Below are 8,282 nucleotides of genomic sequence, written 5' to 3'. Positions count from 1 at the left end.
TGGATCAAGAAGACCCACCTGCGCCGACTCGACCCCGCCACCGCACAACGCCCCCGCCACCTCACCGCCCCCCCCCCCGGGCGCCCCGCCCGCCTTCACTCTTTCGTGTCACCCGCTGCCGTCCGGAGGCCACGACCGACCGCCGGCGCTCCGGCCGGTCGGCTCGCCTGTTAGCCGAGCAGGTCGGTGACGGGGCGGCGCGGGGTGGCGGTGCCCGGCGGGCCGTAGCCGATGCGCAGGACCAGCTGGACGGTGCCGACGCCGTGTTCGGGGTCGCGCAGGCGCCAACGGGTGTCGGGGAGTTCGACGGCCTGGTGCAGGACCGAGAGCCGCAGGCCGCGCGCGGTGGCGAGCAGCCAGACGCGTTCCATGGCCTGGCCGGCGCGCAGCCAGTCCGCGGCGGTGTCGCCGTGGGTGGTGACGGTCAGCACCTGCGGGAGGGCTTCGAAGCGCCGGGCCTGGACGGGGCCGCGGCCGGTGAAGTCCCGCATCGGGACGTGGGCTTCGTGGTCCTGCGGTCCGAGTGCGGCGGCCGGGATGCCGTCGGCGGCACTCTCGCCGCGCAGCCAACTCCCCGTCTCGGCCCGGCGGGCGGCGTCCGCGGCGATCCGCGCCTCGGCCTCGGCGGTCAGCGCCAGCACCCGGCGGGCCCCGGCTTCCTCCAGCGCCTCCAGCGTGGCACCCTCCGCCTCGGCCGCCGCGATCAGCTCCGCGATCACCGCCTCCGGCACGTCGCGGTTCGCGAACGGCTCACGGCTGGAGTGCCGTTGCCCGATCGCCGCCGCCAACTCCCCGATGCCGTACGGCTCGCCGCGCTCGCCGAACCGCACCTCGGCGACCGGTCCGCCGCCCGGCATCAGCCGCGACTCCCATACAGGCCGGCCGAGCCGGGCGGCCGCGACCCGCAGGTTGAACAGCGCGGCACCGACCGACACCATCAGCGCCCGCCCGTCCGGGTCGGCCAGTGGCACCGCCCGGTCCCGGTCCGCGTACACCAGCACGCCAGGGCCGTCCGGCAGCGGCCGGAACCGCCACGGCTGGCTGTTGTGCAGCGAGGGCGCCAACCCGGCCGCCTCCACCAGCAGGAGCAACTCGTCGGCCCCCAACGCCGCTTCGCGATCGTCGCCGGCTTCACGGTCATCGCCCCACTGCACCGGCTCACGCACAGTCTCGGTCATCGCGGATCACTCCTCGCCGGATCGCCATCGATCGCCACGGACCGTCACGGATCACCGTCTACGGCGACCGATCGCCGTCCCTCGCCGCCGACCGGCCGCCCGGTTCGACTGCCCGCCGTCCGACTGCCCGCCGGCCGTCCGATCACCGTCCAGTCCGTTGCCTTGAGCCTCCGCCCGCGGGCCGCGCCGCCGGTAGGGCCCAAAGACCCCACCCGGGCGACCACCGGCCCCGCTATCCGGCGGCGGTGCGGCGTTCGAAGACCGCGAGCCGGGCGGTGTCCAGCGCGGTCGCCACCGCGCCGAGCAGCACCGCGTCCTCGCCCAGTGCGCTGGCGACCAGTCGCGGCCGCAGCGCGCAGCTGCGGCGCAGCGCCTCGTCCAGCGGCGGCAGCAGCAGGTCCGCGCTGCGGCCGAGGCCGCCGCCGATCACCACCACCTCGGGGTCGATCACGGTGGCCACCACCGCGACGGCGAAGGCGAGTTGCTCGGCCGACAGCTCGACCGCGCGGAGCGCCGTCGGGTCGCCGCCGCGGGCCGCGGCGAAGACCCGGGCGGCGGTGAGCGGGCCGGCCATGCCGAGCTGCTGCGCGGTCCGCACCACCGAGTCGGCCGCCACCACCTCCTCCAGGGAGACCTGACCATCCGTCACTTCAGCGCTGCCCCAGGGAAGTTTCAGCATGCCGATCTCCCCGGCCGCGCCGTGCGCTCCGGTCAGCAGCTCCCCGCCGCGCACCACGCCGACGCCCAGGCCGGTGCCGACCAGCAGGTAGGCGAAGACCGAGGCGCCGGCGCCCGCACCGAAGGTGTACTCGCCGAGGGCGGCCAGGTTGGCGTCGTTGCCGACGGCGACCTCGGTGCCCAGGCCCTCCACGATCCCGTCCAGCAGGCCGGGCTTCGCCCAGCCGGGCAGGTGCGCGGCGTGGCGGATGATCCGCCGCCGTTCGTCCCACACGCCGGGGCTGCCGATCACCGCGCGGACCACGTCGCCGTCGCCGAGTCCGGCCTCGGCGACGGCCTCGCGCGCGGTGGCCACCAGGGCGGTGGCGACGGCGGTGCCGGTGCGTCCGCGGTTGGCGACGTTGCGGCGCGCCACGACGGTGCCGGCCAGGTCCGCGACGGCGACCCGCAGGCGGGCCCGGCCGACGTCGATGCCGAGGACGTACCCGGCCGTCGGGTCGGCCCGGTACAGGACGGCGGTGCGGCCGCGTTCGGGGGCGACGGTGCCGGCCTCGCGGGCCAGCCCGGCCTGTTCGAGCGAGGCCAGCGCGGCCGACACGGTGGGCTTGGACAGGCCGGTGTCCCGGGCGAGTTGGGCCCGCGAGGCGGGCCCGGCGGTGCGCAGCCGCTCCAGCAGCAGCCACTCGTTGTTGCTGCGCAGCCGCTGCCGGTTCCACCGGGCGGGCTCGACACCGGTGCCCGGCGGGTGGACCGCGGCGGGCGCCGGGGCTGCGGCGGGCGGCTCGAGCGGGTCGTTCACGGTGCTCCTCCTCGGTGCGGCAGCCCCGCCCGCCCCTGTACCGGCGCGCCACCGCGTCCACGACTTCGGTCCGGCCCCGGCGGGGCTGGCACCCGCCGCCACGGCACGTCCCCGCGATGCTATCGGCCGTGCGCCCTCGTCTGGCGTAACGTACAGATCATGGACTTCCGCCACTTGGGCCGCAGCGGCCTGATCGTCAGTGAGATCGCGTACGGCAACTGGCTCACCCACGGCTCGCAGGTCGAGGAGGAGACCGCGACGGCGTGCATCCGGGCCGCGCTGGACGCGGGCATCACCACCTTCGACACCGCCGACGTCTACGCGGAGACCCGTGCCGAGGCGGTGATGGGCCGGGCACTGAAGGGCGAGCGCCGCGAGGGCCTGGAGATCTTCACCAAGGTGTTCTGGCCGACCGGCCCGGGCCGCAACGACCGCGGCCTGGGCCGCAAGCACATCATGGAGTCGATCGACGGTTCGCTGCGGCGGCTGCAGACCGACTACGTGGACGTCTACCAGGCGCACCGCTTCGACCCGTCGACTCCGCTGGAGGAGACCATGGAGGCGTTCGCCGACGTGGTCCGCTCCGGGAAGGCGCTGTACATCGGCGTGTCCGAGTGGACGGCCGAGCAGATCCGCGCGGGCCACACGCTGGCCCGCGAGCTGCGCATCCCGTTCGTCTCCAACCAGCCCCAGTACAGCGCGCTGTGGCGGGTCATCGAGGCCGAGGTGGTGCCGGTCTCCGAGGAGCTCGGCATCGGCCAGGTGGTGTGGTCGCCGATCGCGCAGGGCGTGCTGACCGGCAAGTACCTGCCGGGCGCGGAGCCGCCGGCCGGTTCGCGGGCCACCGACACCAAGGGCGGCGCGACCTTCGTGTCGCGCTGGATGCGCCCGGAGGTGCTGGAGCGGGTGCAGCTGCTGCGCCCGCTGGCGGACGAGGCGGGCCTGTCCCTGGCGCAGCTCGCGGTGGCCTGGGTGCTGCAGAACCCGAACGTGTCGATGGCGATCATCGGCGCCTCGCGTCCCGAGCAGGTCGCCGAGAACGTCAAGGCGGCGGGTGTGAAGCTGGAGCCGGCGCTGCTCGCCCGGATGGACGAAGTCCTGTCCCCGGTGGCCGAGTTCGACCCGGGCAAGACCGCGGAGAACTCCCCGAAGGTGCGTCCCTGACGCTGCTCCTCGGGGCCGTCGCGACGGCCGGGCTGTCATCCTCGCGGATGCCGCGCGGCCGTCGAGTTTCCGCCCGCCGCGTCCTCAACTCGTGTCGGGTTCGGACGGCTTGAAGACCGGCTCCTCCTGGTGTGCCCAGATGGTCTTGCCGTGGCGGGCGAACCTGGTGCCCCAGCGCTGCGCCAACTGGCCGACGATGAACAGTCCGCGCCCGCCCTCGTCGGTGCTCTTGGCGCGGCGCAGGTGCGGGGTGCTGTCGGAACTGTCGGACACCTCGCAGATCAGCCCCCGGTCGTGGATCAGCCGCAGCCGGATCGGCGCCTTGCCGTACCGGATCGCGTTGGTGACGAGTTCACTGACGATCAGGTCGGTGGAGAATTCGAGTGCCTCCAAACCCCAAGCCGCGACCTGGTGTTCGGCGAGCCGGCGGGCGGTGCGCACCACCGCGGGGTCGTCCGGCAGGGTCCACACCGCGACCTGGTCCTCGGGCAGGGCCCGGGTGCGCGCCAACAGCAACACGGCGTCCTCGCGGTGCCGTTCGGGCAGCAGCGCGTACACGGCCTGGTCGCACATCTCGTGCAGGTCGTCACCGGGCCGGGCCAACACCCGTTCCAGGACGGCGGATCCGGCCGCGGGCGGCGCCCCGCCCGCGAAGTACACGCCGGGGCCCGAGCGTTCCGCGGGGAGCACCTCGCCGACGCCCGCAAGCTCGACCTCGGTACCGGGCTCCGTACCCTTGGATGGCTTCGCCCCGGCGAGCAGCCCGCGGGTGTACATCCCGAGCAGGCTGCCCTCCTCCAACTCCCTGACGGTGGTCTCGTAGCAGCCGTCCCCGCAGCCGAGCGGCAGCCCGGGTTCGACGTCGAAGGCGAGCGCCGCGCCGTCGGGCCCGACCACGATCGGCCCGGGGTGGCCGGCCGAGGCGGCGGTGCAGGTCCGGCTGATCGGGTCGTAGATCAGGTAGAGGCAGGAGGCGAGGCCGTCGGGCAGCTGGTCGGCCCCGGGCTGCAGGCTCTCGCGCTGCTCCTCGACGAGGACCCGGGCGGCGTCGTCGAGCCGCACCAGCAGTTCGTCGGGCGTCAGGTCCTGGACCGCCAGGGTCCGCAGCGCGGTGCGGATTTGGCCCATGACGGCGGCGGCCTCGATACCGGTGCCGGTGACCGAGCCGAGGGCGAGGCCGACCCGCGTGGCGGACAGCGGGATGACGTCGTACCAGTCGCCGCCGGGTCCGACCAGGCCTGGCAGGTAGACGTGCGCGGTCTGCACGGCGCTGAGGTCGGCCGGTTCCCGGGGCAGGAGTTGGCGTTGCAGGGTGGTGGCGATGGAGCGTTCGCGGGCGTAGCTGCGGGCCTTGTCGATTGAGAGTGCGCCGCGGGAGGCGAGTTCGGCGGCGAGTTCGAGGTCCTCCTGGTCGAACGCGGCGATCCGCCGGTACCGGTAGAGCGCCAGGATGCCGAGGACGGCGTCGTGTACCACCAGCGGTGCGACGATCATCGAGTGCACGCCGAGCGCCGTCAGCCGGCGGCCCCGTTCGGGGTCGGAGGCGAGCCACGGTTCGGAGCCGGTGAGCCGCCGGATCAGCCGGGGCCGGCCGTCCTCTAGCACCTGGCTGTAGGGGGTGGGCGCGCCGTAGGTGGACAGCGAGCCGTGCGGGATGGGGCCCTGCCAGGGGCCGGTGAGCGCGCTTCCGCGGACGGCCCGGTAGGCGGCGCGGCGCAGCGGCGCGCCGGGGTCGATCGGGCCGGAGCGCAGCGGGAGGCCGCGCAGCGGCTCGTCGAGCAGGTCGAGGGTGGCGGAGTCGGCGAGGCGGGGCACGGCGACGTCGGCGAGTTCCTGGGCGGAGCCGATGGCGTCGAGCGAGGCGCCGAGTTGGCGGTGCGCGGCGTGCAGGATGTCGAGCCGGTCGAGGGCGGCCTGGCGCTCGGTCACGTCCTCGACGGAGGCGACCAGGTACGGCTGGCCGGTGCTGGTCCGGATCCGGAAGAAGGAGAACGCGCCGACCATCTCGCGGCTCGGGTCCTCGGGCATCGGGCCGCGGACCAGGTGGTCGCGGACGTAGCCGCCGTCCTGCATGACCTGCCGGGCGAGGGCGTGCAGCTCGGTGCGGTCGTAACCCGGAGCGAAGTCGCCCGCCCGGTGGCCGACGATCTTGCTGGAGGGCACGCCGCGGACGCCGCGCGCGGCGCTGTTGTAGCGGAGCACCCGCAGGTCGCGGTCGAGCAGGTAGAGGCCCTGCGGTGCCTGCGCGAACAGCGCCTCGATCAGCGCGTGGTCGATCTCCTCGCTGTCGGGCACCCGCGCCCGCCCGCCGTCGCCGCCGTCCATCCGCCGCTCACCCTTCCGCCGTTCCCGCTCCGCCCGGCCCCGCTCCGCCTGGTCGCCCGCCGCCTCGCCGCTCTCCGCGTGCTCCTCCGCCGCCACGTCGACTCCCCTACCCGCCACCGGGGTCGGGGCGGAAGCCGATCAGTGCGATGTCGTCGCGGACGTCGGCGACCCGTCCGATCAGGTGGTCGCAGAGTTCGCCGAGCGGGCGGTGGCGTTCGGCGGCAGCGGCGGCGCACAGCCGGGCGATGCCGTCGTTGAGGTGCTCGCCGGGGACCTCCACCAGGCCGTCGGTGTAGAACAGCAGGGTCTCGCCGGGTCTGATCGGGTGACGGTGGGTCAGCCGGGAGCGCACCGGGTCGACGCAGAGCGGCACGTCGGCGTCGTCGTCGGTGAGCAGGACGGGCGGCCCGTCGACGGGGACCAGGACCGGCGGCGGGTGGCCGGCGTTCGCCCACTCCAGGTCCCAGCCGCCGTCGGCGCCGCGCCGGATCAGCCGGGCGTGGATGGCGGTGGCGAAGGTGCCGACGCCGAGTCCTTCGGCGGCGGTGTCGAGTTCGCGCAGGGTGTCGGCGGCGGTGTGCACGTGGGTGCGGGTGTAGGCGATGGAGCGCAGCATCGCGCGCAGCTGGCCCATGGTGGTGGCGGCGGCCAGGTCGTGTCCCGCGACGTCGCCGATGGTCATGGCGAGCGAGCCGTCGGGCAGCGTGAAGGCGTCGTACCAGTCGCCGCCGACCTCGGCGTTGCGGCTGCCGGGCTGGTAGCGGGCGGCGACGGCGGCGCCCCCGACCTCCGGCGGGGTGGTGAGCATGGCCCGCTGCAGGACGACGGCGGCGTGCCGGGCGCGCTGCAGGGCGAGGGCCTGGCGCAGCGGGGCCTGGGCACGTTGCAGGACTTCGTGCTGGAGGTCGATGTCGGCGGGCCCGGGCGGCGGGCCGCCCTCGCAGGTGGCGGTCGCGCACAGGGCGACCACGGCGCCGTCGACGACGATCGGCAGCAGGGTCAGGCTGGTGGCGCCGGCGGATTCCAGCCAGCGGGCCGAGATCTCCGGGACGGCGCCACCGACGGGCTTGCCCTCGGGCAGGGAGAGCAGGATCGGGGTCCGGGTGGCGACGGCTCGCCGTCCCTGCCGCCCCAGCGTGAAGGTCTGTCGGCGCAGCGGCGGCAGCGGCGGCAGTCCGGGCCGGGCGACGGAGGCGATCCGGGTGGCGGTGACGGCGTCGCCGGCGGCGTCGGGTCCGGGCAGCAGGTAGACCGCGCAGACGTCGGTGAGTTCGGGGACGACGGTGGCGGCGAGGGCGGTGAAGGCGTCCTCGGCGCGTTCGGCCTCGGTGACGGCGCCTGCCCGGGCCAGCAGGCGTTCGCGCAGCCGGTTGCGCCAGTGGTCCTCGACGTCGGAGGTGGTGCCGATCCACTCGGCGCTCTTGCCGTCCCGGACGATCGGGTAGGCGCGGGAGCGGATGTGCCGGTAGCCGCCCTGGGCGCTGCGCACCCGGAAGGTGTACTCGAACGGTTCGGGTGTCGCGATGGCGGCGGCCCAGCGGGCGGCGACCTCGGAGCGGTCCTGCGGGTGGACGACGTCCAGCCAGCCGGTGCCTGCGGCGTCCGGGAAGGGCTGGCCGGTGAGTTCCTCCCAGCCGGGCATCAGTTCGCTGGTCGAGCCGTCGGCGCGGGCCAGCCAGACCATCTCGGAGGCGGCGGCGACCAGCGCCTCGTAGCGCTGCAGGGCCTGCAGGCGTTCCGCGGAGAGGCGCTCGGCCTCCAGCGCGGAGTGCAGTTCGGCGGTGGTGTCGATGGCCGCGATCAGCGTGCCGGGGCCGCCGGTCGGCGTCGCGGCGGGCGAGGCGGAGTACACGAAGTGGCGGTGGGCGGGCCCGCTCTGCCGGCAGTCCAGGGTGCGGTGGGCGGTGACCCGGCGGGCGCTGCCGTCGGCGCGGACGGCGTCCAGGGTGGCGAGGAAGTGCTCGGCGCCCGGCTCCGTGAACACCTCACGGGCGGGGGCGCCGAGCTGGCGGTTGCCGAAGAGTTCGCGGAACGCGTCGTTGTAGTAGACCATCCGGTGGTCCGGGCCGACGGTCAGTGCTATCGCCACGATGGCCCGATCGAACACCTCGGGTGTCAGCTGTGGTTCCGCCACCCCG

5 protein-coding genes are annotated in these 8,282 nt (G+C 75.0%); 1 reads left to right on the top strand and 4 read right to left on the bottom strand.

All coding sequences use genetic code 11. The features are described 5' to 3' along the window. Window positions 1-170: 170 nt before the first annotated feature. On the bottom strand, window positions 171-1,178 hold the full coding sequence (locus AB0K51_RS12720; RefSeq protein WP_363453593.1) for a hypothetical protein: 1,008 nt from the start codon (window positions 1,176-1,178) through the stop codon (window positions 171-173). 232 nt (window positions 1,179-1,410) lie between these two features. Further along, window positions 1,411-2,556 (bottom strand): ROK family transcriptional regulator, encoded by a 1,146-nt coding sequence (locus tag AB0K51_RS12715; protein WP_363453609.1) that lies wholly within the window; start codon window positions 2,554-2,556, stop codon window positions 1,411-1,413. Between the two features lie 258 nt (window positions 2,557-2,814). On the opposite strand from AB0K51_RS12715, the gene AB0K51_RS12710 reads away from it, so the two are divergent. Further along, complete coding sequence (locus AB0K51_RS12710) at window positions 2,815-3,819, top strand: aldo/keto reductase family protein (RefSeq protein ID WP_363453592.1); 1,005 nt, start codon at window positions 2,815-2,817, stop codon at window positions 3,817-3,819. An 84-nt stretch (window positions 3,820-3,903) separates the two neighbouring features. Here AB0K51_RS12710 and AB0K51_RS12705 read toward each other — a convergent pair whose 3' ends face one another. Both AB0K51_RS12705 and AB0K51_RS12700 read right to left on the bottom strand, forming a co-directional pair. Further along, window positions 3,904-6,240, bottom strand: a complete 2,337-nt coding sequence (locus tag AB0K51_RS12705) for a SpoIIE family protein phosphatase (protein WP_363453590.1) — start codon at window positions 6,238-6,240, stop codon at window positions 3,904-3,906. Window positions 6,241-6,250: 10 nt separating this feature from the next. Continuing rightward, a complete protein-coding gene (locus AB0K51_RS12700; RefSeq protein WP_363453588.1) occupies window positions 6,251-8,278 on the bottom strand; it encodes a SpoIIE family protein phosphatase in 2,028 nt (675 codons plus the stop codon). Window positions 8,279-8,282: the final 4 nt, after the last annotated feature.

Origin of the sequence: Kitasatospora sp. NPDC049285, assembly GCF_040678815.1 — a bacterium.
Classification (GTDB): Bacteria; Actinomycetota; Actinomycetes; order Streptomycetales; family Streptomycetaceae; genus Kitasatospora.
Note: the sequence above shows the minus strand (reverse complement) of the source record. Positions and strands in the feature narration are given on the sequence as shown.

What these genes read in the sequence shown, in the direction of transcription:
- AB0K51_RS12720 (WP_363453593.1), bottom strand. Translation starts at nt 1,178, where the DNA reads ATGACCGAGACTGTGCGTGAGCCGGTGCAGTGGGGCGATGACCGTGAA.
- AB0K51_RS12710 (WP_363453592.1), top strand. Translation starts at nt 2,815, where the DNA reads ATGGACTTCCGCCACTTGGGCCGCAGCGGCCTGATCGTCAGTGAGATC.